Raw genomic sequence first — 23,270 nt, 5'->3', positions numbered from 1 at the left:
CTCTCTCTTAATTGTGCCTGTATGCCTCCGTCGCACACCCCGTCCCGGTTCTGCCTCCTTGAGCTTTCCCTGCCTAATCTTCACGAGCAGATGCAGGCGCTGGTCATCATGAGCGGCGGACGGGGCAGAGTGCGGGTGAGCTTCAATGTAACTTCCATCGATGGCCGAGCAGTCCTCAGCTTCAGGCTGCCCCGGAATCAGGCGGGGGGCGGCATCAGCGGAAATATTCACCTGAAAATTACCTGCGAGGCGCCACGGCTTTTTTCCTGGCTCCTGGCACGCGGTAGGACCTGGACACGAAATTATAAACAACCAGGCAAGCTACGATTGCGGATAAGCAAGCTGGATGTGGGGCAGCTGGAACAGCTTTTGGAAGAGGTAGCAGCATTCTGCAACTAAGATCTCCAATGGTGGACTGTTGAAATTGAAGCAACTAGTAGTAGAACGTACTATGCCCTTAATCTAGCAGAGCAGTAGCTTAAATGGACCCCATGCGTTGCGGTGGTTTACCTCTCTCACCGATCTAAGCAGGGTAGGGGGTATTCTGAAAAGCAAGTAATAGTGTTAGAGGAGGAGTTAAAGAAGTTCGACTAGGAAAAGGGCGGCTCCGCCGTGGCTACCAAGTAGTAAGTGGTTGGGCGCCTCCACCTTCCGTACCCTGCAGCAAAAAGCCGGCAGACTCTATATCTGCCGGCTTTTTCGTGGCAAATTATTCATCCGCCGTAATAGTCCCCAGCCGGTGCTCTAGCTTCCACAGCTGCTGCATGCCTTAACGTAGAACCCGGTCGAGATGCCGGAGCAGATAGTGCACGTTCGCCTCGCGGACCAAGCTAAACAGGATTGCAGCTGGCGGGGCCGGCGGCAACTCTGGCTGCGTGAGGTCGCCCGTTTCATCTTGGAGCGTCACGAGGCGTGGGTGGTCTGCAGGAGCACTGCCAGTGTGGCGAGGAGCGCTTCCGCGTAGTTTGAGGGGATGGTGTTGGAGTGGTCCATTTGTGAGTGAGGAGTAGAGTCCTCGACTACATCTCGATGTAGTTATAGCGTGTGCTGAGCAGGTCCACCAACTCTCGAGCATCCTGTTCGTCTAGACTCATTTCCGCGTGATCCTGTGCATTCTGGCGAGAGATTACCTTGCCCGCGTCGAACACGCTGGTGACGCTAAAGCGGTAGATTTTTCGGGTAGCAATGCTCTGGACAGTGTAGTGCGTCGTGTATTCGCGTACCCGTTTATGCCGGTCTCCGCAGTGGTAGGATTTCGACGTGTCCATGCTGCTGGTGGTGAAGCGGGTCAGTAGTTCTTGTTTTCTGGACATGATGTTACTGGGATCTTAATACGGGTTCTCCGGTCGCCAGCGCTTATCCTCTTAGCATCTGAAGTGTGCTAAATTGGATCGTAGCTCGTCGGTGTGCAGCATCCACCTCCCTGAAGTGTTGATACCGCTGCGATTGCTCGACTAGGCTATTGCTCAATTTTTCAACTAAGCCAGACTGGACAGAGAGCTGTCGCAGTGCGACAATCTTGTTTGTAACTGCATTCACCAAAATCATATTAAACATGCTACCTGCCTCACTTTGCCACCATCGAGGCTGTTCCGTCGCGACCTTGAGCACGTTCACTGGCGCATCGAAAGACCATTTCTCTTTATTCTGAAACTCACCCGCCACAAAAGGAACACCTGACTCAGCTTCGAACACTGCTAAGCGCAAAGGAGCACTCCTCCAGGTTTCTATATCCTGTGCTTGTGGCTTGAGGATGTAGTAAACCAGGTCCACGAAATGACTTGTAAATTCAAGGTGGCAGTTCTCTGTATTTGGTTGTGGGTTTGGTAAATAGAAAGTTTCTCCGACTCCGAGTTTTTGTGTCATGACTTCGTGGTGATTTGAAAAAGTGGTTGATGTGAGTGTGTTGAGGACTAAGCAGAGGACAGGGAAGCGCCGCAGTCTTTGTGAAGTAGGCGCTTTAGGGTGAGCCCCGGACGTGTGCGCAGGGTACCGACTTGGTCCAGAGAGTGAATAGAACGTTTCAATTCTTAGGCAGGCAGCAGCTCCGCTACGGTGCGCCGCTGGCTCATCAGCCCCGCGACGTACAACCCACGGCTGCCCACGAGCGCCTCAAACTCATCCTCCTCCAGCTGCCAGGACAGGCGGTGGTTGCCGAGGCGGAAGCGCTGGTAGGTGAAGATGTTGTGTGCCGGCTCACTGCGCTATTCGTCCACCACGGCAACCAGCGTGAGCCTCTGCATCGGAACCAATACGCTGAGCTTCTGGCGCCAGGCAGCCAGGCGCACGTGCAGCGTCGTCAGGTGCATCTGATCCGCCTCTTCCAACTGCTGCACCAGCGATGGCGGGCGCCGCAGTAGCACGCGCACCTGGATGGTGATGAGCGCCGCGCTGACGAAGGTTTCCGCCTGGATCCGGAAGCCTTCCCGGCACGCTGCCAGCTCCACCACCAGCGGCTGGAGCAGGCGGATCAGCCCGCAGCGCACGCGGCGGGGCGCGGTGGGCGCCACCGTTATGCCGCCGAACTCGGCGTGGTAGGCAAGCCGGCTGCCGGGCGTGCGGCGCTTGGTGAGCTGCAGCGTGCCCAGCGGGGCAGCCTGCTGCAGGCGGGCGTCTACTTGATCGATGAATTGAGCGGTGGCAGTGGTCAGCGGCATCGAAATAGGGAGGTAGAGGTGAGAGAAAAGGAAGAGGGAGAGAAGTCGGTTACGCGTTGGAGGTGCCCAGCTGGCGCTGGCAGAGGCGCTTGTAGCGCTCCAGGACGAGCAGGTAGTGGGAATCCAGCTTGGTCTTCAGGAGGCGGCGGAAGTGCTGGACCGTGTCCTCCTCATGCACGGAGCCCTCCTCGAAGTCTCCGCTCCAGAGTGCCTCGAATTGGTCCAGGTCCAGCGGGAGGCGGTGGGTGCCGGTCAGCAGTGACGTCTTACACCAGACCACATAGTCCCAGTCCTAGTGTCCGGTCCTCTCCTCCAGCGGCATCGCTTCCGTATCTACAACCGCCGCTAGCACCAGCTCGGCGTTTTTTGGATAGGAGTGCAGCGACTTGAAGAGCTCCCACAGCCAGCGGGGCGTGCTAGCCGCGCGCCTGCTGCTCCTCGTCCTAGGCCTGCTGGATCTGCGCGGCATTGGTGCGCAGGCTCTCGTAGCTGCCGCGGATCTCTTCGGCGCTCACCTCGTCAGACTCGCCATCGTCAAAGCTCTCCATCCGCTGCCCGCCGTACTCGCCATCCGTATGGTAGCAGCGACCAGAAAACTCGATGTCCGCTTCATGGCACAACTGCTCCAGCAGCGAGCGCAGGTCCACGCTGGCAAACTGGAGCAGAATCGTGGTGCCCGAGCTCAGCGAGGTGATAATGCCGTTGCCCAGGCGTTGGCGGTTAAACGTGAGCGTCTCGTGGCGGTCGAGCAGCTGCTCCAGCTCCTCGATCAACTGCTCGGCGGTGGTGGTAATGTCTTCCATGGAAATGAGGATAAGGAGGAGGAGAAAATGCTTGTGTGTTTGCAGAATTACAGGCAATACGGGTAAAAAAAGGGGCTATGTCTTTGCCCACATTTTTTCGATCCAGGAGGGACGGTAGCCGAAGGGCTCCACCATGAAGACCTCCAGCAAGGAGTCCAGCCGGTCAAAGCCCCGCGCAGCGCGGATCTTCTCGGGATCCCGCAGGAGCAAGGAAGTAACCAGCTCCGGGCTCACGCCGGCTTTCAGGGCGACTCCGTTCAGGCGGATCATGCCTTGGTGTTGCTGCACCCATTCGCGCAACTCCTGCCAGTCCTGGTCCAAATTGCGTTTTGGTCTGGACATGAGGAGCATAGTTTTGGGGTCGATGAAGAACATAGCTCAAAGGTAAGAGTGTTTTGGAATACTCCAAGCAAATGAGGCAAAAAAATATTATTTGGCAGGGAAGAGATCCGGAAAGGCGTGCTTGATCTGTTTCATCACGTGCCCGGCGCGCATAACTCGATCCATGTTCGTCAGCCCGTGCTGGACGACGAGAGGATTCAGCAGGTCAATTAACTTTTTCACGCGGCTGCTGTCCTGGACCACGTACCGGAATATCTTCTGGGCGGCGGCGGCATCCATGGCGACGGGCGTGTAACCATTGGCGGTGCGACCATCTCGCTGGGCAGGAGTGCCCGCCATCTTTTCGTACAGGTTGAACCACTGGGGCACGCCGCGATAGTGGTCGAGGAACTCCTGAAAATCCTCCTCTCGCTTCTCCGCCCGCCCCGCCTTGGCGGGCTTCGCTGGCTTTTCCACACTGGTCGCCTTGTACGTATAGCGGAACTCCACCTGCGTGACTCGCACACCAATGCGATGCTCCTCGACCGCATGGAAGGTAAAACCATAGGCAGTCTCAGTCAACTCGTCGCAGGCAGGCTTGAGAATATAGCGGCGAAAGTCCGCAAAGACGGGGTATTTGTCCGCGCACAGCAACTGGCGCAAGGAGTCATAGCCCTCTTTCCAGTTACCAACCCCATCCCGCGCATGACAGACCAACAACCAGTAGAGCTTGTGGGCGGCTGCGCCGCGGATGCGCAGCAAGTCCGCCAGCTGCGCTGCGGTGAAGTTACCGCGCTCCAACAGGGGCATAATGTACGGCTGGATGGCAGGGGTAAAGGAGCCCCAAATCAGCCCGGTTTTCATATCGAACTTGAGCTGGCTGAAGACGTTAATGCGCTCGCCCACGTGCTTGTTGTGGTAGATCATCACCATCATATCCCCCAGCGCGTGCACGGTGCGGTGGAGCTCGCGGTAGTGCTTGGGTTCATAGTTCGGAAACAGTTGCTGCACCTGGAAGGCAATCGTGAGCGGGTCCTTGTCGTCCTTATGGTTGAGCGAAGCCAAGGTCAGCGCAAACGCTTTCGCCTGGAGCTCGTTGAGCCCCCAGGGCTGGCAGACGAAGTCGTTGGACAGGAACACCACCTGGCGGTTGCTGGAGCGCGTCTGGCGCTGGCGTAGCATCGTTGTCAACTCATCCTTTGGCTTGTGGACTGGCTCGTGTTGCGCCTTTGTCCGGGCAATAGCGTCGGCAGCGTCGGCAGCGTCCAGGTGATAGCCAAGGTTGCGGACCACCCCGCCGATTCGTGCCTGCGCCTTCCACTTCCGCTTCGTGGCATCGTAACGGACACCGGGAATCTGCTCAGTGGCGGGGGCTGTTCTGGCTTCTGTCATATTCTGATGAGGTCGGTTGGTGAAATTTGAGCAAAGGTACGGGTCCAGTTGATAGTTGTTGCCAGCGTTGCAGATTTTTCCGTAACCCGTTGCTTTTTTTTCCACGGTAGGGTGTAACCTTTTGCAGATTTTTCCACGGTAGAGTGTAACCCATTTGCAGGTTTTTCCAGAATACCTCTCAGGAAATGCTGATAATCAAATAGTTGTGGAGCCCCTTAAAGCGTTTAATAATAAAGCTCTCTTAAAGTCAAATGCGCGTGCGCGATGAATTTATTGAAGGTTGATCTTCTCCAGAGGAGGCATTTAAGGCGGAGTTTGCCTCGGACGAATCGGGCGTCCGAACGGCGCGAGACCGGGCTCCGCACACCAGGGCGCGGCGCGGAAAAATACAATAGTGCAATTTCGTCTGCCGGGGGAGGCGCCGCCGGTGTAGTATTATTCCCAGGGACTGTAGCAAATCTGCCCCAGAAGTTGCTACAGGAACGGCATAGACACCAAAAAAGCCCCTTGAAGGGGCTTTTAAGCGGGTTTTCAGGGGGCCAGCCCATCATGCCCATTATATCAAACATCGTCTTGGCGGAAATATGTAAAAAGGAAAGAAACCGATGGCCAGCAGAAGCGCCGGCTACATTCGGGGCTCAAAGGTATTGAATGACGCGTACGTATGCAGCGAGAAACTCACCACGCGGCTACCGTAAAATTGTGACGGTGCCGTGTTGGGCCACGCGCTGGCCGCTTTGGTCATTCGCCTCAAAACGCCATACATAAGCGCCCGGCACCGGCGAAGCAGAGCCTATGCGACCATCCCAGGTTTGGGCGCGGGTAGTGGCCCGGAACACTTCCTGTCCGTTGCGGTCAATTATTACAAACCGGAAGTTGTTGAGGTAGCGTCCTTTAAGCTCCAGTACATCATTCAGACCGTCGCCATTGGGCGTGAAAGCAGTGGGCACAAACAGCTTCACGGACCTGGTAATAGTGGCTATATTGGAATAGCTGGGGCTTGCTAGGCCACTCCCAATGGCCTCGATGCGGTAGCGAAGCTCCTGCTGATCCAGCTGACCGGCCAGAGGCGGAAAAGGCGGGAGCGTGAGGCTAAGGCCCGCTGCAATAGTGCCGAGCACGGTATTGTTGGGCGAGAGAATCTGCACCCGGTAGCTAGGCAGTGCGGCCGGATCGGGGCCGCGCAAGGCCGTCCAGCTTAGCCGGACTAATGTTCCATCTTCGTTGGCGGCGGTGGCAGTAAGTAGCACCGGGCACACAGGAGCACTTTCTGCTGAGCGGTTGCCGCACTCGTCCAGAAACCGCACCGTGTAGCACACGGGTTGCGGCGTGGCGCCTAGAGTTAGCGTGGAGTCAAGCAGCGTGCGGCTGGCAGTAGTACGCAACTCTGAGCCATTGCGCAGGTAAAGGAGCTGGCCGCCAGTAGGAGTAAGTGGGGTGGTCGTCGTTAATACTACTTGGTTGCGCAGGTTGAAGGAGGCCGTAAGCTGCGGGGTTGCCGGTGTGAGTGTGGAAGCAGTGGTTACTACTGCCTCATTAGAAACAGAGGCTACGGAGCCGTTGAGGGCCGTAACCCGATACGTGTAGGCCACTCCGCAGGTCACATTAGTATCTTCGTACTGCGTAGTTCCGGCAGGTAGTTGTACCAGCACTTGCCCGTTTCTGCTGACTTCAAAAGTGCCGGCTTGGCTGGTCGTCCAGGTCAGTCGGTTCCGGCCATTCAGGGAAGCCGCCGTGAGGGATACCGAGCAGACATCTGCCGAACTTAATACCACACTGGCCTGGCAGGCATCTGTTAGCACCAGTCGGTAACAGCCTAGTTTGGGCGTATTGGGCACCGAGTAACCAGCCACCGGGGCCGCCACAGTTGCCACAGTGCGGTAGCCGGCCGGGCCCTCACTGAGCTGAAGGGCATACTTGTATTCCGGCTGCAAGGCGGCGAACTGAAGCTCCACACTCCCGTTATTCTGTGCCGTAAGACGCTGAATAGTTGGCCGCTGAGGTGCCGGGAGCGATGTGAACGTCTTAGTTGATTGGTTGGAGCAGAGTGTGGGCGAGTTGTAGGAACCCGTGAGCGTTACAGCAGTAGCCCCATTCGTAGCGTAGGTAACCGGAGCGTTGGGCCGTGGGTTGGGCTGTACGGCCACTCCACCAATCGTCACGCTGTATTGATCATAGGTTTGATCTGTTACCGTTAGCTGCACCGAGCCAGAGGCACACGATACCACCTCGAAAGCAGGTGGTGGGGCGGCTTTTACTTCATACTCGCGGCCAAAAATAAGGCCCGAGCTATTGGGCAGAGGGTTCTGCGTGTTCTGGGTAATCGTGATTTTGCCGGCGGCGGCAGGGGTGTAAAACGTGCTGGTATCGGTGAAGCCGCTGCATACGAGCGCGCTGGTTTTCTGGTAGTAGATCTGGGCGGGGTCTAGCTGGCGGCCACTGGCATCTTTGAGGCGCACCTGCCGGCCTACACACAGTGTTTGCACCTGCTGCTTGGTAGCTACATCGTATAGCCGGAAGTTCGCCCCAGAGTTAGGCGTGTTCACGCACTGGCCTACGGCGTGTAGAGCACAGGTCAGGGTAGCAGTCCAGAAAGTCAGTAGCAGGAATAAACTCTTCTTCACCATGCCATAACGGAAGACGTGGGCTGTTGCGTTTGCTAAGCGTCTAAAATAGGCGTTAAGCCATTCACCGAGAATACATTATTCCCACTGATACGTCCGCACGAAGGCCGCGGCCGCATGCAAATCGGGGTACAGCACCCGGTCCTGGCTCACGAAGGGTACTTTCTCGCGGAAGGCCGTCACTACTTGTTCTAATGCCTCGGAGGTGCGGGCCGGGCGGCGGAAAGCCAGGGCCTGCGCGGCATTCAGCAGCTCAATGCCCAGCAGCTGCTCTACATTTTCTACTACCCGGCGGGCTTTGGTGGCAGCATTGGCCCCCATGCTTACGTGGTCTTCCTGGCCGTTGCTGCTCACAATGCTGTCAACGGAAGCGGGCGTGCACAGCTGCTTGTTCTGGCTCACGATGCCAGCTGCCGTGTATTGCGGAATCATGAAGCCGGAGTTCAAGCCCGGCTCTGCCACCAGAAACGGCGGCAGGCCGCGCTGCCCACTGATGAGCTGGTACGTGCGCCGCTCCGATATGCTGCCCAACTCAGCCGTGGCAATGGCCAGCATATCCAGTGCCAGCGCCAGCGGCTGCCCATGGAAGTTGCCGCCGCTCAGAATGGCATCGTCGTCGGGGAAAATGTTGGGGTTGTCGGTTACGGAGTTGCACTCGGTTTCTACCACTTGCTGCACGTAGGCCAGGGCATCGCGGGAGGCGCCGTGTACCTGGGGCATGCACCGGAAAGAGTAGGGGTCCTGCACAGCTAGGCGGGGCTGCTCCTGCAGTTCGCTTTGCACTAACAGCTCTCGTACGCGCTGGGCCACGGTAAGCTGCCCGGCGTGAGGCCGAATCAGGTGCAGGCGCTCATCAAACGGCTCGGCGCGGCCTCCAAAGGCTTCCAGAGACAAGGCCCCAATGACGTCGGCCGCGTTTAGCAGGCGTTGCACGCGCAGCAGGCAGTGCACGGCGTAGGCCAGCATAAACTGCGTGCCATTCAGCAGGGCTAGGCCTTCCTTGGCTTGCAGCGTGAGCGGAGCCCAGCTAAATAGGCTCATGGCATCGGTGGCGGAGAGGCGGTAGCCCATGTAGTTTACCTCACCTAGGCCTAGCAGCGGCAAACATAGGTGGGCTAGCGGTGCCAAATCGCCACTGGCGCCCAACGAGCCCTGCTGATACACCACTGGCAGCATCTCGCGGTTATAAAAATCGAGGAGGCGCTGCACGGTGCTGAGCTGCACGCCGCTGTGGCCGTAGCTCAGGCTTTGAGCTTTCAACAGCAACATCAGGCGCACCAGATCGGCGGGCACTTCCTCCCCGGTGCCGCAGGCATGCGACATCATTAGGTTTACCTGCAACTGCTGGCGCTGCTCGGCGGCAATGGCCTTGTTGCACAGCGCTCCAAACCCGGTATTGATACCATAGATGGGCGCATCGGGGGTGGCTTCGAGGCGCGCGTGCAGGTAGCTGTGGCAGGCCGCAATGCGCTGGCGGGCTTCCTCGCTGAGAACCACAGTGGCATTGGTGCGCAGCAGGTGGCCTAGCGTATCTAGATCGAGGCGAGCAGACGGAGTAAGGGAATGATCCTGAGACATGGGGTGGCAGAGAAGGAGCGGCGGGTGGGGCCAGATGGATTGCCAAAAGTGGGCTTTTCCGGTCGAACAAAAAACCGCATCCCCTACAGAGCCGAAGCCGCCATAAGTGCCTTATACAATTAAGCTATCGGGCTGCGAAGAGCCTTCCCTTATCTGGTCGTAAGCAATAAGATAGCCGGGTGCCACTAGGCCCGGCAGGGCAAGAATGGACTAACAGGAACTATAAGGCGAGAGAAAAAAGGACTTTAAATAGTTCGTAGTAATAATCTGTTTATCAATTATATATGATTGGTTTGGGTGCCAAAATTTTCATGCTTCCTTCACCAAGTAGGTTGTTACTTCAACTGAAAATTTTCTTTCAACCATTTAACAGCTTTCGTTATGAAACGCATTGCATTCATGCTGATAGCAGTTGCCTTTGCTGCATCCGCTATAGCTCAGGGAGATGTGAAAACCAACGTCAAAACCAGCGCCGACGGCAGCCAGAAAGTAACCAAGAAGGTGAAAAATGAAGCCACCGGCGCTACTACCACCACCGAAACGGTAATGCGGCCGAACGGCTCCAAGGTGACGGAAACCACGCATAAAATCGGCCGTACTAAAGTTGGCCAGGATATTCACAAAGCACATATGAAGGTCAAGAAGGCCGTATAGGCCTGCCGGAATAAAGCAAGAAATGCCTCTCACTATATCAGTGGGAGGCATTTTCATTATCGGCCATCACCAATGGTAAAGGCCCTTTTCCAGCCGCTTGCTATTTAGTTAGTTCAGCTAGCACTTCATCCAGCGAGACGGTGCTTTCCAGGCCAGTGCCCAGGTTTTTGAGCTTAAACTGGCCAGCGGCGCGCTCCTCAGAGCCCTGCAGCAGCACGTACGGAATACCTTTTTGATCGGCGTACTGAAACTGCTTTTTCAGCTTGCCTGACTCCGGGAACAGCTCGCTCGGGATACCGGCCTCGCGCAGCCGGCGCAGCACCGGCAGTACCGCCGCTTCGCTTTCGGCATCGAAGTTCGCGACCAAGCAGCGCGTGGTAGTGGCGGCATCGGCCGGGAACAGGTTCAGCTCTTCGAGGCAATCGTAAAGCCGATCAACGCCGAAGGAGAAGCCCACGCCCGACACGCCGGGCAGCCCGAAGGCGCCCGTGAGGTTATCGTAGCGGCCACCGCCGCTCACGCTGCCCATGTTCACGTTGTTGATCTTGATTTCGAAGATGCAGCCCGTGTAATAGCTCAGGCCGCGGGCCAGCGTCACGTCAAACTCCAGGTTCTCAAACTTATCGAACCCGAAGCTCACCAGGTAATCATACACACGCTTCAGGTCCTGCAGACCTTTATAGCCGTCGGCGTTATCGGGTTCTACGCCGGCCGTCACGAAGGCGGCGAGCAGGCGCTCCAGCTTCTCGGCAAAGTCGCCGCCTACGCCCAGTAGGTCGAAGAGACGCTCCGTGGCTTCGGGCGAGAAGCCACGGCTGGCCAGCTCTTTTTCCACGCCTTCGCGCCCAATCTTGTCAAGCTTATCGATGGCCGTAAACAGATCAGTCTCGGTTCCTTCGCCGCCGAGTGCCTGGTAGAATGCGCCCAGTACGCGGCGGTGGTTTATTTTGATGGTGTGCTCCGTGAGGCCTAGGCCAGTCAGCACCTCCGACATCATGAGCACAATTTCTGCCTCGCACAGCAAAGAGTCGGTGCCTACCACGTCGGCGTCGCACTGGTAAAACTCACGGTAGCGGCCGCGCTGGGGGCGGTCGGCGCGCCACACGGGCTGAATCTGGTAGCGCTTGAAGGGGAATACCAGCGTGTTGCGGTTCATGACCACGTAGCGCGCGAAAGGCACCGTGAGGTCGTAGCGCAGGCCTTTCTCGGCTACTTTGGGTAGCAGGCACTTGCTGCGGTTATCGGCGGCCAGGTCTTCGGGCGTTACATCCTTGGCGAAGTCGCCGGAGTTCAGGACTTTAAAGAGCAATTGGTCGCCTTCCTCGCCGTATTTGCCGGTGAGTACCGAGAGGTTTTCCAGCGTCGGAGTTTCGAGGGGCGCGTAGCCGAACTTCTCGAACGTGCGACGAATAATACCGAAGATATAGTTGCGGCGGGCCACCACGGCCGGGCCAAAATCGCGGGTGCCGCGGGGGATGCTGGGTTTTTGGGCGCTCATCAGAAAGTGTGCGAAATGATGACGCGAAGGTACAACGGGCCGTCTGACTTCAACGGGCCTCATGGTAAATGTGGCCTAGGCCACTTCCTGAGCTGTCTCGCACGTATTTCTTAGATCGGCAGAGGGGCGCAAACGGCCGCTAGTTTGGCGACGGCTCGTAGTATATATGGCTTCTGCCGGCCTCAAAGTCTATTTCCTGAATAGCATCCAGCAACGACGGAACCAGCAGAGGCTGGGAGGCCGCATCCAGATAAATGAAGTGGTGCTGCACCGGTTGGGGCACATGGCACAAAATCAGGCGCCGGTCCTGGGCATGCAACAAAAAGGCGTAGGCCAGTAGCAACTCAGTAGTCTCTTCAGAAATAGTGTTCACCAGGCTGAAATCAACCAGAATAGCTGGTTTATCGCTTCGACTAGCCCGGTGTAGGGCGCGCGTAAGTTTCACATCATCGGAAGAAGACGTGTCTGGTGAGAGGATTAGAAGGAATCCGTTTGGCAATACTTCCCGGTGGACATCCAACATTGTAAAAAAGTAATATAATGTGCTAAGTATTACCCCTCTATTAGCGCAGAAATTGTCTGTGGAGTTCGTAAGAGAAACAAGGATAAGTAGGAAAAAAACCTGAAAAATTGTCTGATATTTAGTTATTTCTCCTCAACAGGCTCTACCTGTTGAGCTTGGAAGAGCACAGATGCAGCGAAAGGAGCTTTGAGCGCGGCCCGCAGCCCGGCCTTGCGCAGGCCCTGGTTTGTCCAGTCGTTGCAGGTGCGCAGGGCATGGTAGCGGCCTCGGGCCCGGAAGAAAAAGTCTTCGGGTGAGTAGCCGGCGGGCTGGCGCAGTTGGTACTGGCCTAGGCTGTCGGGTGGGCTAAAGGAATTGCGCACGTAGCTCGTCAGGCGTTGGTATTGCTGCGCCGATATCAGGAGAGGCACCACACGGTGTCCGGCTTTCGGTGCGCTTCGGTAAAAATCGACGTGCATGAGTGTTTTGGAAGGAAAAACCGCGCCCAGAACAGCCTTCGGCCCGGGGAATTTGCCGCCCATTGAGCCCAGGTAAAAACCTTCATTGCCCCACCCGAAGGCCACATATGGGTAGTGCGCAAACCGGGCCGTGAGGCTGGGTTGCTGAAACTCCTGCAGCCAGTCCTGGCCCGTGCGCGCCTCCCGCATTGGCAATACCACATCGGTATGCAGCCCGTTGGAAACCACAAACACAGGGATGCCACCGGGCGTTTGCCGAAAGTCGCGGTTCACGGGCACCAGCGTACCGGTCATCAGCAGCAGAATAAAGGCAACGAAGGCCTGCATACCTCTTAGTATTATTCGACGGAGGGGAGTGGCGGCCATAAGTGGGGCTGCTTCTCTCAAGGAGAGGCGCAAGTTAATACCTCGCTAGGCCAGGTGTAACCCAAAAAGCGCCCGCCCCGCCCGAAAAACAGCTCGCCCGATGAGCTACTCCTGGGAGCAGCCCATCGGGCGAAAGCAGTGGCCTGGAAAGCGGCAGGCTGCCCCGGCTAGTACGCCAGGCGCACTGGCCTACGGTGTGGTTCCGCTAGGAGCGCACCCGAACGGCGGGACGGCGAGGCTCCAGCTGGGCTACGGCGCGGTTCCGTTGTGCCCACTCCTGCTTGTTGGCGCGGGCAACCTGAGGCGTACTGAGCGGCACCATTACCACCGAACCCAGCGCCACCTGTGTCCGGCGCGCATGAAAAGCCACGATGGGGTTTACGGAGTGGTAGCCGAGCACCGTAGTGCGGAACTTGTACTGGCCTAGGGGCAGCTTGTCGGCCCTGAAAACGCCGTTGGCATCCGTTTCCACGGACTTCACGAAGCGGTTGTCGGAAGCGCGCAGCAGAATCACGTTGGCATGCGGAATAGGCTCCTGGGTTTCCCCATCGAACAGGCGGCCACTGATGGTGCCGCTGGCGCTGGCCTTGGGCTGAGTGGCAGCCGCCTCGCGGCCGGCAAAAAGAAGCGAAAGGCCCAACAGGGTACGGATGGCAAAGGAAGTTTTCATGGTGAGGTGCGAAATGAAAGAGTAAGGCGTGGCCGTCCCCGGTGCCTGGCGGGCAGCCGCGGTTCTGTTCCGGAAGGGGCCGGAGACGGTCAGGAAATGCAAGGAGTTGGTGTCGAGCCCAGGCTGACGGGTGGCCTCTAGGCCAGGAGTCTGGTGGGACGGAGCCCCGCCATTACAGGGCGGAGGCCGGAGCACGCGCAAATGCGGCGCTGCATTAGGCTACTAATTAGGTATTGAGAGCGTTTCTGACTGGCCTAGCAGAAGCAGAAACTGCGGATAACGGATAACATAGGATAGTATAAGCGGGCCAGAAGCCAACGGCTATTGCATAGCGTACAGGCGCTGGGTGTGGCGGTTCAGGGCTACCATGTTGGTAGAAACCACCGAGTTGTTGTGCAGGCGCTGTACTTGCTGCAGCGTGGTGCCCAGCATGCGGGAAATGCGGCGGTGGGCAGCCAAGCTCTTGGAAGGATCGAGGCACACCCCTTTCAGCTGCTCCTCATACAACAGCTCGTGCTGGTCGTTGTAGAAGCGTACTACCGTGTGGTCGCGGGCCTGGGTATCGGTTTGCAGAGTCCAGTAGCCGGTTTTGGCGATGATGGGCGCCTCGCTGTAGACGGAGGTTTGGGCAAAGGCCATGGAAACTGGGAGAGCCAGCAGCAGGCAAGAAAGGCTCAGGCGGGAAAGCAGGGAAGTTTTCATGAGTTGAAGGAGAAAAATGTTGGCAAGGAGCTACCTGTCGGCCTACCTGCACCCGCAGGCCCGCCGAAAACAAGCACAGTAAAAGAGGAAGGAGAAAGGGCAGAGGCTATCGAGAAGCCCTGGAATAGCGCCGGCAACCTGGGCAGCTGTACCCTTTGGTTGTAAGGCACATTCGGCGGGCGGGTGGCCATAACTTATCCGGGAGGAAAGTTGCCGCGGGCCGAAGTAGGAGCGGTGTTAGCGGCAGAAGTAGCTACCTGTCTGCCGGTAAATGCTTAGCTATAAGATAGATGTTAGGGAGACTGAAAAGGATGCCTGAGAAGTGAGAAATATTTCTACAATTTTTTCAAGTCTTTTCTGGACTGTTCTCTGATGAGCTTTTGCGCTTGTCGGGGTAACAGTAGAGGGCTTCTGCGGTGCATTGCTGTTGTGGACACCGCTTATTTTCGTAAAAGTTACATCGGACGGAAAAAATATTTTCAGAGAGACTCAGCCGTTGCCAGCAATTAGCCACCGAAGCCACCGCCACCTCCTTGAGGCTGGTTTTCAATCTTCTTGGGCGGCTTGTTGGAGCCCATGTACCACGACAAGCCCAGGTAGGCCACTCTCGACTCCCACTTGTTGTAATAAGTGGCGCGGAAGTCGTTGGTGAAGGTTTCAGTGAGGTTGCGCTGGGTATTGAACACATCGGACACCCGGAAGGTAACGGCGCCCCGGTCGTTGAACAGGCGCTGGCGTAGGGCTATATCCATAGAGCCTACCGGTGCAATGCGGCCCTGGGCCGTGACGGCGGCAGCGCGGTAGTTGCCGGTCAGCTGAATATCCAGCTTGGGCGTGGGAGTGAAGGAGTTCATCAGGCGAGCCGTACCCGACACTACCCGGCGGTTGGCTTCGTTGCCGGTGGCTGCCGTCACGGTGTTCTGGAACAGCGAGCCACTGGCCGTTAGGCGCCACCACTTAGCCACCGGCTGGTTCAGGGAAACCTCCGCGCCGTAGCTGGTGGCCTGCCCAAAGTTGGCGGCATACTGCGCCGTGATAACCGCACCCGCTCCGTAGAGGCGCGTGGCCATCGTATCAAGCCGCACCAAGCGCTGAATGGCATTGGTAGTGTGACGGTAGAACACGGTGGAGGTCAAGGACGCCTGCCCCATCGTAACCTGGTGGCCTAGCTCCAGCGCATTGATGTATTCGGGCCGCAACGTGGGGTTACCGATGCGGTAGCTGCGCTGGTCCTGGTAGAGCGGGAAAGCCAGCAGCTGCATGAAGCCAGGGCGGTTGAGGCGGCGCGAGTAGCTCAGCTGCAGCCGCTGATCGGCGCCGGAGAGCTTGCGGGCTACGGAGGCGGAAGGAAACAGATTCAGGTATTCGAGCTTGAAGGGGCCATTGCCGCCAATCACTTTGCCGCTGGTGTTCGTGTACTCCGCCCGTAGGCCACCCTGCATGGTCCATTTACCGGTTTCCTGCTGGTAGGTAGCGTAGCCAGCCTGCGTGTATTCCTTGAAATCGTAGGCGTAAGAGCGGTCGGGCAGGCGGTTGAACCCGGGGCCGTCGGTCTGCTGGCGCAGGAAATCGTCGGTGCCGCTGTTGGTCTGCCACTGGCCTTTCAGACCCGTATCAAAGCGAGCTTTCTCACCCAAAGGATGCACGTAATCTACCTGGCCACCCACCGCGTGCAGGTTCACGTCCAGGTCCTGCTTCCATTCCAGCAGGTCGGGGCTGCCTTCGGTGTTGCGCTGGGCCACTACTACATCGGCATTCAGATAGCTGTAGTAGGCGTTGCCAGTCAACTCGCGGCCCTTGTGCGCGTCCCAGGTGCGGCGATAATCCACGGAGTTGTCGATGTTATCGACATTCTCTACTACCCCAAACGTGCTCCCGATGCGGGCATTGGTGGCTCCGCTGAGAGTGGCCAGCTGCGTGCCTGCGTTATTGGAGTGGTTGAAGTTGGGCTCTACCGTCACAGTAAGGCTCTGGTTAGCGGGCAGCGTATAATCGAAACCTATGCGGCCACTGGTGTTTTTGGTGTGGCGCACATTGTTGCCCTGCTGGTAGGTGCGCAGCTCCTGGTTTTCCAGGGTGGTATACTGGTCGCTCCACATGCGGCTGTGGTAGGTGTCGTCGCGTAGGTCCAGCGAGGCAAACGTGTTCATCTTGCCCACGCGCCGGTTCAGGCTCAGGCTGGGGTTATATTTCTCGCGTGAACCCAGGTTGAGCATGGCTTGGCCGTTCCAGCCATCTTTTTTCTGCTTTTTGAGGATGATATTGAGCACCCCGCCGGCACCGGCTGCGTCATATCGCGCCGAAGGGTTCGTCACAACCTCTACACGCTCAATGGAGCTGGCCGGAATCTGCTCCAGGCGGTTGCCGCCGGCGCCACTGTTGGCCGAGCTGCTGGGTTTGCCATCAATGAGAATGGTGATGTTGGAGCTGCCCCGCATGCTCACAGTACCATCGGCCGCCACGGTTACGGAGGGCACGTTTTGCAGCACATTTATGGCGGTGCCACCCACGCTGCTCAGGTCTTTTTCTACATTAATTACCTTCTTATCGAGGCTTTCTTGCACGGCGGCCCGCTCACCCTGCACCGTTACGCCGCCAAGCTGCGTAGCGGTAGAGGCCAGTTTCAGGGTGCCCAAACGCACATTGGGAGCAGCTGAAGTCAAAGCAACCGTGCGGCGCAGGCCCTGGTAGCCAATGGCCGAGGCCTTTACTATATACGTGCCCAAACCAAGTGTAGAGAGCGAAAAGCCCCCGTTTTCGCCGGATGCCGCGCCGATTACGAATGTCGAATCCTGAGCGCGCAGCACCACCACGTTAGCAAAGGGTACCGGTTGGCCGTTGGCCTGATCGAGTAAGGTGCCTTGGATAGAGCCGGCAGGTTGCTGCTGAGCGGCGGCGGCCAACGGAAAGAGCATAGCGAGGAACCCCAGACCCTGGAGGGTCCGGCCGAAAGGCGTAGAGGAAGTCATCAGGAAGAAGGAAAAGTGGAAGTTTCGGGCAAGAGGGAGCTGTGTCCGGTGGCCGCGGTTCCGCCGGATGCTCGTTGCAGGAAATCAATCAGAAAAGAGGCCTAGAGAAAAGACCTGGCCCAGCCCGTGCCGCGTGCAGCCCCGTGGCATAGGCCACGCCGGGCTTCGGCAGCGCCAGCATCCGATTGATGCCGGGAGGGATGGTAGGGCATTGGCCGGGGCCTGCAGCAGTGCAAGCGAGGGCCAACGCCATTGTTCAACCAATCACTGAGACAAATATAGTAGAAGGTACTATGTGACGCAAGGTACCTTTGATATTTATTTTCATTTTCTTGAACGAAGCGCAGAAATCCTTGCATCCTGGGGGTTAAAACCCGCATTGCTCGCCGCTTATCACCCATTGGGAAAGCATGGTATGGTCGGCGAGGGCACGACAATAGGAGGCGCAACTACCACTCTAGATGTAGAAAAGCGTTGCACCGTTGCCTCAGTATTTCATCTATTGCCCCAAAAACTTGCTGTAACTGTCGGAGTCTATTTTTCCGAAGCCACTTTATGAAAAACAGTAGCCAGAGCACTTAGCAGCCTCTTATTCGTGGCCTAGGTATCGCCCGGAACTATGCTTTCTATTCTGATGGCATCACGATAGGAGGGAGCTTGTAGGCTTTTGCCAATACATACACTTCATTTTTATAGGTAAAATTATAATTTATTATAAATAAATTTATCTATTTGACGAGCTTAATGGCTCGGATTATGCTCAGTTATCATTAGTGCAGTATGGAATGAATGGCTCTTATTTCTTGCTGTTGGAAGAATTATAGCAACTTTGTCTGTTGGGTTTGCTCTAAAATGCTGTTGGCTGTGGCTGGATATAGTGCGGTAGTCAAAATTTCCAAATGCAGGAATATTTCAATTCTATTAGTACATTAGATGGCCTAGCTGTTGAGCTAGGTAGGCTCCCGCTTCTGAAGCCGCCTGTTTGCGGGCTTCGGCAAAGGAGTAGGCCACCCCTCGGGTAGCTTGCTCCCGTTCTTGCTCCTTGTTTCCCGTCCTCCCCATTTCCCCGTCTGTTGTGTCTTTCACAGTAGAATCTGCGGCTCATTTTGCAGCCGACCTTTCCCTTCCTCCGAAGGGCTGTGCCTCGAACGAGGCCACCCAAACGGCCGTGCACTTGGCACCGCCAGTTGCTTCCGAGCCTGTCACGTCGTATGCCAATATCGTGCTGCCCGGCGACTTTCCTGACCCCACCATCGCCCAGATCGGTGACACGTACTGGGCCAGTGCTACGTCGGCGGAGTGGGGGCCGGTGTTCCCCTTGTTTAAGTCGAGTAATCTGGTGGACTGGGAGCTGGTCAGCCACGTTTTTCCGACCACTGACACCATTCCGGAGTGGGCAGGCACCAACTTCTGGGCCCCCGAAATCTTCCACGAAAACGGTAAGACCTACGTCTACTATACGGCCCGCCAAAAAGGCCGCAACGGCCGTCTGTCCATTGGGGTAGCCAGCGCCGATGATCCGGCCGGCCCCTACACCGACCACGGCCCCCTCGTAGGCCAGCGCCAAGGCTCTATTGATGGCTTCCCGATGCGCGATGAGCATGGTAAGCTGTACCTAGTGTGGAAGGAAGATGGCAATGCATATCAAAACCCCACCCCAATCTGGGCGCAGCGCATCAACGACACCCATACCGCTTTGGTGGGCAAGAAGGTAGAACTGTTCCGCAACGACCCCAGCACCTGGGAAGGCTGCTTGGTGGAGGGCTCGGCCATCATCCGGCACGATGACTATTTCTATATGTTCTATGCCGGCAATGGCTGCTGCGGTAAGTGCTGCACCTATGCTACCGGCGTAGCGCGGGCCAAGAGCCTGCTGGGCCCCTGGGAAAAGTGCCCGCAGAACCCAATTCTTAAGAAAAATGCTACCTGGAAGTGCCCCGGCCACGGCACCGTGGCCCAGTACCAGGGCCGTTGGTTCCTGCTGCATCATGCGTACTACAACCAAAGCCACGAGTTTGTAGGCCGCCAAGGCATCCTAAGTGAGTTTACATTCAATGCGGAAGGCTGGCCGGAGTTTGAGGGAAACAGCCCCCAGGCGGCACCCCTGAAAGATGTGCGCGTGCTGAATATCACGGAAAACTTTGCGGGCAATTGTCTGGCCGGAACCTGGCAGTGGCCTATCGGGCAACAGCCGGAAGTAGGCGTAGCCGATGGCCAGCTGCTGCTTACGGCCAACCCCCGCGGAATTGGTTCAGTAGTGGCCCAGCGCACGTTCACGGCCACGTATAAGGCTACCACTTCGTTGGCTACCTCTTCTCTGGACCACGATACCTTCGCGGGCCTGTGCGCCATCGGCGACCCCGACAATGCCTTGGCATTGGTGGCCGGCAACGGCACCCTGCAGGTGTGGCATGTGAAAGGCGGGCATCACCAGAGCCTGGCTAAGCTCACGTTGCCGGCTGGCCCTACGTTGCACCTGCGCCTGGAGGCCTGGGGGGGCCAGCGCTTCCGCTTCACCTACGGCACCGATGGCAGCACCTGGCAGCCCGTGCTGCTGGATAGCTTTGCGCTCAATGGCGAATACCTACCCCCTTGGGACCGAGGCGTGCGTGTAGGCCTGTTGGCGCAAGGTCTTGATTCGGCTACCGTAGCCTTCAACGATTTTGCCATCCGAAACCAGCGCTAGGCCAGTGTGGCTGGTAGGCAAAGTGGCCTAGCAGCTTGCTTATAAGCTCGCATAGAAAAGCCCCGATAACCGCTTGGTTGTCGGGGCTTTCCTGTTTTGAATGGCCGTGAGCAGGCTGGGTTTATTTCCGAACACCTTGTCCATTAATGGACATATTTACCTAAAGAAGATTTGCTTATTTCAGATGCAATCAACTGATTGATATAATGTTATGTAAATGGCACGGCGCTTGGCTTGTTCTACAGGAAACCCCTTCCTTCCTGTACGAAAATGGACAGAGATATACCTGTTTCTACTCAAAAACGTCTTCAGCGCCGCCGCTGGCTAATAGGCATCGGTATTGTTGTGCTGTTGGCGACGGGCTTGCTGGCCTTCCGTACTGTGCTCAAACCCAGCGTGCAGCGTGCCAACATCCTGACGGCCACCACCGAAACCGGTGACGTAGAGGCCTCGCTTACCGCTGCCGGCGTAATTATTCCGGCCCATGAAGCGGTCATCACTAGTCCCATCCAGAGCACTATCCGGCGGGTTGCGGTGTCCGTGGGGAGCAAAGTGTTGCCAGGCCAGACTATTCTTGAGCTGGACAAAGAGCTGACGAATACGGCCCTGGCCAAACTTCAGGACGAGCAACAGCAGAACCGCAACAAGAATGGCCAGCTGCAGCTGAGCCTCGAAAAAGCCCTCAACGACCTCCGTTCTCAGGAGCAGGTGCAGCAGGTGAAGGTGCGCAGCTTGCAATCATCGCTGCGCGATGAGCAATACATGCTCAAGATTGGTGGCGGTACCTCGGAGAGCGTACGCCAGGCCGAGTTGAACCTGCGGGTAGCCCAACTAGAACTCCAGCGCTTGGGCGAGCAAATCCGGAACCAGCGCGCCGCCAACGCCGCCGATGTGCGGGAGCTGGGCTTCACAATGCAGATTCAGGAGCGCAGCATTGCGGAGCTGGCCGGCAAGCTGGCCCAATCCAACATCAGCAGTCAGCAACCAGGTGTGCTTACCTGGGTGAATGAAGACCTGGGAACTACCGTGCAGGCCGGCGACGCCCTGGCCCGCGTAGCCGACCTAAGCCGGTTCCGGGTGCGCGCCACCATTTCCGACTCTTATGCTGATGCCCTGCACCTCGGCGACCCGGTAGTAATCCGCATCAATGGCACCGATTTGCGCGGCACCATCAGCACCGTGAGCCCAGCCGTGGATAAAGGTGTGGTCACCTTTTACGCTACGTTGGCCCAGGATCATCATCCGGTCCTTAGGTCCAATTTGCGGGCCGATGTATTTGTGGTGACCAAGGCCCTGCGCAACGTGGTGCGTGTGAAAAACGGCCCCTTTTACCAAGGTGGTAAAGAGCAGTCGGTGTTTGTGCTGAAGGAGGGCAAAGCCCAGCGCCGCACCGTGCAATTCGGCGACAGCAACTTCGACTACGTGCAGATAACCAGTGGCCTACGGACCGGTGAGGAGATTATCGTGTCGGATATGAAGGACTACGAGAATACCCCAGAACTCACCCTGAAAAACTAGCTACCCGCATGAAACGGATTCTTCCTTTCCTGTTGCTGTTGGCTGGTATTCCGGCCGCCGCCCAGCCTTCATCCGCTAACCTGACCCTGCAGGAGGTGATTGAGCGTGCGCTAGGCCAGTCGGCCATTGCCAAACAGGCGCAAACCACCCGCGAAAAAAGCTACTGGGACTGGCGCAATTACCAGACGAACTACAAGCCACAGCTAGGCCTGCGCGGCACGCTGCCCGGCATTCGGAAAGATATGGCCTTTGTGGAGCAGGCGGATGGCACTACCAAGTTTGAGGCGGTGCGCAGCAATAGTTCTCATGTCGCCATGACCCTGAGCCAGAACATTGGCCCAACGGGCGGGCAGGTGTACGTGGCATCCGAACTGAAACGCGTTTACCACTTCAACGGCGACCTGAAGGCCTACAACAATCAGCCTTTATCCATTGGGTTTACGCAGCCGCTGGGCATGTTTAACAACCTGCGCTGGGCCCGGCAGATTGAGCCGCTGCGGTATCAGGAAAGCCAGCGTATTTACGTGGAGGAGCGCGAAAGCATTGCCCAGCGCATTACGGAGCTGTATTTTGATGTGTTGCAGCAGCAGGTAAACGCCGAAGTGGCCAGCCAGAACGTGCAGGCCAACGAGGAAATGCTGCGGATAGGGAAGGAGCGCTACCACCTCGGCCTGCTTTCCCAAAGCGACCTGCTCCGGCTGGAGCTGAACCTGCTGAATGCCCGCCAGGCCATGGCTCAGGGGCGCCTCGATGCCCAAAATGCCGCCGTGAGTCTGCAGATCTATACTGGCCTACGAGCCGAAAATTTGCGCCTGGCAGTGCCTGCCGCCGCCCCCCGGCTGGTAGTGCCGGAAGAGCGCGCCCTGGAGCAGGCCCGCCAAAATCGCAGTACGGTGTTGGCCTTTCGGCGGCGGCTGTTGCAGGCGGAGCGCGATGTTGCGCTGGCGCGGGGTACTACGGGGTTTCAGGCCTCGCTCTCGGCGGGCCTGGGCTACGGAAATGAGGCCACCAACCTATGGAATACCTACAATGCACTGCAGAACCGACAGGAAGTGCTCCTGACCTTCTCCATGCCGCTGGTTGACTGGGGCCGCCAGAAATCCATTGTGAAGAGCGCCGAGCTTACTCGCCGCCAAGTGCAGGCCGATGTAGCGCAGGAAGAAGCCAGCTTCGATCAGAGCGTGCAGGTACAGGCAGCCCAACTCAGTACGCTCAGTGAGCAGCTAGACCTGGCTGGCCGCGCCGATTCCTTGGCCCAGCAACGCTACAATATTGCCCAGGCCACCTACAAAGTCGGGCGCATCAGCCTCACCGACCTAACTATCGCCTCCAACGAAAAGGATCAGGCGCGACGGGCCTACATCCTGGCGCTGCGGGCCGCTTGGGTGGCGCACTACCGCCTACGTGCCCTTACGCTGTATGACTTTGAGCGCCAGCTGCCCCTTACTGCTCAATAATTAAGAAGGCGAGAATGCGGTGCAGAGGCAACGACAAGCTCCGCCTACAATCCTGAGTAAACACGTCACCCTAAGCCCCCCGCGAAAGGCCTACTCACCTGGAAATGAGCCGTTGTACGGTTCGTGCTCACAGGAAGCAGGTCCTTCGCGGGAGGCTTAGGGTGACGTGTTTGTGGGCGGCCTTCTGTGCATAATGGCCAACCACGAACAAACTACTACTCAATACCGAACACCGTGTCCGGAAACGGACATATTTTGTTAATCGTTTAATTTGAATATTTATCATAAATTACTGATTTATAAAGATTTATGAATTTGGCACAGCGCTTGGCTATACTAGGTTAGCCCCAGTGGCCTACTGCCCAAAACCGGACAGCCTCTTGACAAGATTCCT

20 protein-coding genes are annotated in these 23,270 nt (G+C 57.3%); 5 read left to right on the top strand and 15 right to left on the bottom strand.

Features of this window, described 5'->3' with window-relative positions; genetic code table 11:
• Window positions 1–21 precede the first annotated feature (21 nt).
• The gene (locus CFT68_RS05970; RefSeq protein ID WP_141106467.1) at window positions 22–399 is read left to right on the top strand and encodes a hypothetical protein; all 378 of its coding nucleotides are present in this window, start codon (window positions 22–24) and stop codon (window positions 397–399) included.
• A gap of 620 nt (window positions 400–1,019) precedes the next feature.
• On the opposite strand, the gene CFT68_RS05965 is transcribed toward CFT68_RS05970, so the two are convergent.
• The 9 genes from CFT68_RS05965 to hutH all read right to left on the bottom strand — a co-directional run bounded on the left by CFT68_RS05965 (window position 1,020) and on the right by hutH (window position 9,375).
• The gene (locus tag CFT68_RS05965; RefSeq protein WP_141106466.1) at window positions 1,020–1,313 is read right to left on the bottom strand and encodes a hypothetical protein; all 294 of its coding nucleotides are present in this window, start codon (window positions 1,311–1,313) and stop codon (window positions 1,020–1,022) included.
• A 43-nt stretch (window positions 1,314–1,356) separates the two neighbouring features.
• The gene (locus CFT68_RS05960) at window positions 1,357–1,866 is read right to left on the bottom strand and encodes a hypothetical protein (RefSeq protein WP_088842476.1); all 510 of its coding nucleotides are present in this window, start codon (window positions 1,864–1,866) and stop codon (window positions 1,357–1,359) included.
• A gap of 338 nt (window positions 1,867–2,204) precedes the next feature.
• On the bottom strand, window positions 2,205–2,657 hold the full coding sequence (locus CFT68_RS05955; protein ID WP_088842475.1) for a hypothetical protein: 453 nt from the start codon (window positions 2,655–2,657) through the stop codon (window positions 2,205–2,207).
• 49 nt (window positions 2,658–2,706) lie between these two features.
• Entirely contained in the window at window positions 2,707–2,937 is a 231-nt protein-coding gene (locus tag CFT68_RS05950) for a hypothetical protein (RefSeq protein ID WP_088842474.1), read from the bottom strand.
• A gap of 163 nt (window positions 2,938–3,100) precedes the next feature.
• Complete coding sequence (locus tag CFT68_RS05945) at window positions 3,101–3,460, bottom strand: hypothetical protein (protein ID WP_088842473.1); 360 nt, start codon at window positions 3,458–3,460, stop codon at window positions 3,101–3,103.
• A gap of 75 nt (window positions 3,461–3,535) precedes the next feature.
• Complete coding sequence (locus tag CFT68_RS05940) at window positions 3,536–3,802, bottom strand: hypothetical protein (RefSeq protein ID WP_141106465.1); 267 nt, start codon at window positions 3,800–3,802, stop codon at window positions 3,536–3,538.
• Between the two features lie 87 nt (window positions 3,803–3,889).
• On the bottom strand, window positions 3,890–5,278 hold the full coding sequence (locus tag CFT68_RS05935; RefSeq protein ID WP_141106464.1) for a replication initiation protein: 1,389 nt from the start codon (window positions 5,276–5,278) through the stop codon (window positions 3,890–3,892).
• A gap of 584 nt (window positions 5,279–5,862) precedes the next feature.
• On the bottom strand, window positions 5,863–7,800 hold the full coding sequence (locus tag CFT68_RS05930; protein WP_088842470.1) for a T9SS type B sorting domain-containing protein: 1,938 nt from the start codon (window positions 7,798–7,800) through the stop codon (window positions 5,863–5,865).
• Window positions 7,801–7,875: 75 nt separating this feature from the next.
• The gene (hutH, locus tag CFT68_RS05925) at window positions 7,876–9,375 is read right to left on the bottom strand and encodes a histidine ammonia-lyase (protein WP_088842469.1); all 1,500 of its coding nucleotides are present in this window, start codon (window positions 9,373–9,375) and stop codon (window positions 7,876–7,878) included.
• 381 nt (window positions 9,376–9,756) lie between these two features.
• On the opposite strand from hutH, the gene CFT68_RS05920 reads away from it, so the two are divergent.
• The gene (locus CFT68_RS05920) at window positions 9,757–10,029 is read left to right on the top strand and encodes a hypothetical protein (RefSeq protein ID WP_088842468.1); all 273 of its coding nucleotides are present in this window, start codon (window positions 9,757–9,759) and stop codon (window positions 10,027–10,029) included.
• Window positions 10,030–10,129: 100 nt separating this feature from the next.
• On the opposite strand, the gene hisS is transcribed toward CFT68_RS05920, so the two are convergent.
• The 6 genes from hisS to CFT68_RS05890 all read right to left on the bottom strand — a co-directional run bounded on the left by hisS (window position 10,130) and on the right by CFT68_RS05890 (window position 17,215).
• On the bottom strand, window positions 10,130–11,527 hold the full coding sequence (gene hisS, locus CFT68_RS05915; RefSeq protein ID WP_088842467.1) for a histidine--tRNA ligase: 1,398 nt from the start codon (window positions 11,525–11,527) through the stop codon (window positions 10,130–10,132).
• A 139-nt stretch (window positions 11,528–11,666) separates the two neighbouring features.
• Entirely contained in the window at window positions 11,667–11,972 is a 306-nt protein-coding gene (locus CFT68_RS05910) for a hypothetical protein (protein WP_088842466.1), read from the bottom strand.
• Window positions 11,973–12,172: 200 nt separating this feature from the next.
• Window positions 12,173–12,835, bottom strand: a complete 663-nt coding sequence (locus CFT68_RS05905; RefSeq protein WP_170934709.1) for a TIGR02117 family protein — start codon at window positions 12,833–12,835, stop codon at window positions 12,173–12,175.
• 244 nt (window positions 12,836–13,079) lie between these two features.
• Window positions 13,080–13,544: a carboxypeptidase-like regulatory domain-containing protein gene (locus tag CFT68_RS05900; protein WP_141106463.1), complete on the bottom strand. Its 465-nt coding sequence runs from the start codon at window positions 13,542–13,544 to the stop codon at window positions 13,080–13,082.
• A 321-nt stretch (window positions 13,545–13,865) separates the two neighbouring features.
• Entirely contained in the window at window positions 13,866–14,246 is a 381-nt protein-coding gene (locus CFT68_RS05895) for a hypothetical protein (protein WP_088842463.1), read from the bottom strand.
• Between the two features lie 506 nt (window positions 14,247–14,752).
• Window positions 14,753–17,215 carry an outer membrane beta-barrel family protein gene (locus tag CFT68_RS05890; protein WP_088842462.1) on the bottom strand — a complete coding sequence of 821 codons (2,463 nt, stop codon included), beginning with the start codon at window positions 17,213–17,215 and terminating at the stop codon, window positions 14,753–14,755.
• Between the two features lie 1,075 nt (window positions 17,216–18,290).
• Between CFT68_RS05890 and CFT68_RS05885 the strand changes: the two genes are divergently transcribed.
• The 3 genes from CFT68_RS05885 to CFT68_RS05875 all read left to right on the top strand — a co-directional run bounded on the left by CFT68_RS05885 (window position 18,291) and on the right by CFT68_RS05875 (window position 22,876).
• Entirely contained in the window at window positions 18,291–19,901 is a 1,611-nt protein-coding gene (locus CFT68_RS05885; protein ID WP_245815288.1) for a family 43 glycosylhydrolase, read from the top strand.
• 270 nt (window positions 19,902–20,171) lie between these two features.
• Entirely contained in the window at window positions 20,172–21,419 is a 1,248-nt protein-coding gene (locus tag CFT68_RS05880; RefSeq protein WP_088842461.1) for an efflux RND transporter periplasmic adaptor subunit, read from the top strand.
• 8 nt (window positions 21,420–21,427) lie between these two features.
• Window positions 21,428–22,876 (top strand): TolC family protein, encoded by a 1,449-nt coding sequence (locus CFT68_RS05875; RefSeq protein ID WP_088842460.1) that lies wholly within the window; start codon window positions 21,428–21,430, stop codon window positions 22,874–22,876.
• The last annotated feature ends 394 nt before the right edge of the window (window positions 22,877–23,270 follow it).

The sequence above is a fragment of the Hymenobacter gelipurpurascens genome (assembly GCF_900187375.1).
GTDB lineage: Bacteria > Bacteroidota > Bacteroidia > Cytophagales > Hymenobacteraceae > Hymenobacter > Hymenobacter gelipurpurascens.
The sequence above is the reverse complement of the archived record's forward strand: the minus strand, read 5'-3'. Positions and strand labels throughout refer to the sequence as shown.

Excerpts from the sequence above, each read along its gene's own strand:
- CFT68_RS05875 (WP_088842460.1), top strand. The coding sequence starts at position 21,428 with ATGAAACGGATTCTTCCTTTCCTGTTGCTGTTGGCTGGTATTCCGGCC.
- CFT68_RS05920 (WP_088842468.1), top strand. The coding sequence starts at position 9,757 with ATGAAACGCATTGCATTCATGCTGATAGCAGTTGCCTTTGCTGCATCC.
- CFT68_RS05965 (WP_141106466.1), bottom strand. The coding sequence starts at position 1,313 with ATGTCCAGAAAACAAGAACTACTGACCCGCTTCACCACCAGCAGCATG.
- CFT68_RS05900 (WP_141106463.1), bottom strand. The coding sequence starts at position 13,544 with ATGAAAACTTCCTTTGCCATCCGTACCCTGTTGGGCCTTTCGCTTCTT.
- hisS (WP_088842467.1), bottom strand. The coding sequence starts at position 11,527 with ATGAGCGCCCAAAAACCCAGCATCCCCCGCGGCACCCGCGATTTTGGC.
- CFT68_RS05940 (WP_141106465.1), bottom strand. The coding sequence starts at position 3,802 with ATGTCCAGACCAAAACGCAATTTGGACCAGGACTGGCAGGAGTTGCGC.
- CFT68_RS05890 (WP_088842462.1), bottom strand. The coding sequence starts at position 17,215 with ATGACTTCCTCTACGCCTTTCGGCCGGACCCTCCAGGGTCTGGGGTTC.
- CFT68_RS05960 (WP_088842476.1), bottom strand. The coding sequence starts at position 1,866 with ATGACACAAAAACTCGGAGTCGGAGAAACTTTCTATTTACCAAACCCA.
- hutH (WP_088842469.1), bottom strand. The coding sequence starts at position 9,375 with ATGTCTCAGGATCATTCCCTTACTCCGTCTGCTCGCCTCGATCTAGAT.
- CFT68_RS05955 (WP_088842475.1), bottom strand. The coding sequence starts at position 2,657 with ATGCCGCTGACCACTGCCACCGCTCAATTCATCGATCAAGTAGACGCC.
- CFT68_RS05930 (WP_088842470.1), bottom strand. The coding sequence starts at position 7,800 with ATGGTGAAGAAGAGTTTATTCCTGCTACTGACTTTCTGGACTGCTACC.
- CFT68_RS05905 (WP_170934709.1), bottom strand. The coding sequence starts at position 12,835 with ATGCAGGCCTTCGTTGCCTTTATTCTGCTGCTGATGACCGGTACGCTG.
- CFT68_RS05945 (WP_088842473.1), bottom strand. The coding sequence starts at position 3,460 with ATGGAAGACATTACCACCACCGCCGAGCAGTTGATCGAGGAGCTGGAG.
- CFT68_RS05970 (WP_141106467.1), top strand. The coding sequence starts at position 22 with ATGCCTCCGTCGCACACCCCGTCCCGGTTCTGCCTCCTTGAGCTTTCC.
- CFT68_RS05880 (WP_088842461.1), top strand. The coding sequence starts at position 20,172 with ATGGACAGAGATATACCTGTTTCTACTCAAAAACGTCTTCAGCGCCGC.
- CFT68_RS05895 (WP_088842463.1), bottom strand. The coding sequence starts at position 14,246 with ATGAAAACTTCCCTGCTTTCCCGCCTGAGCCTTTCTTGCCTGCTGCTG.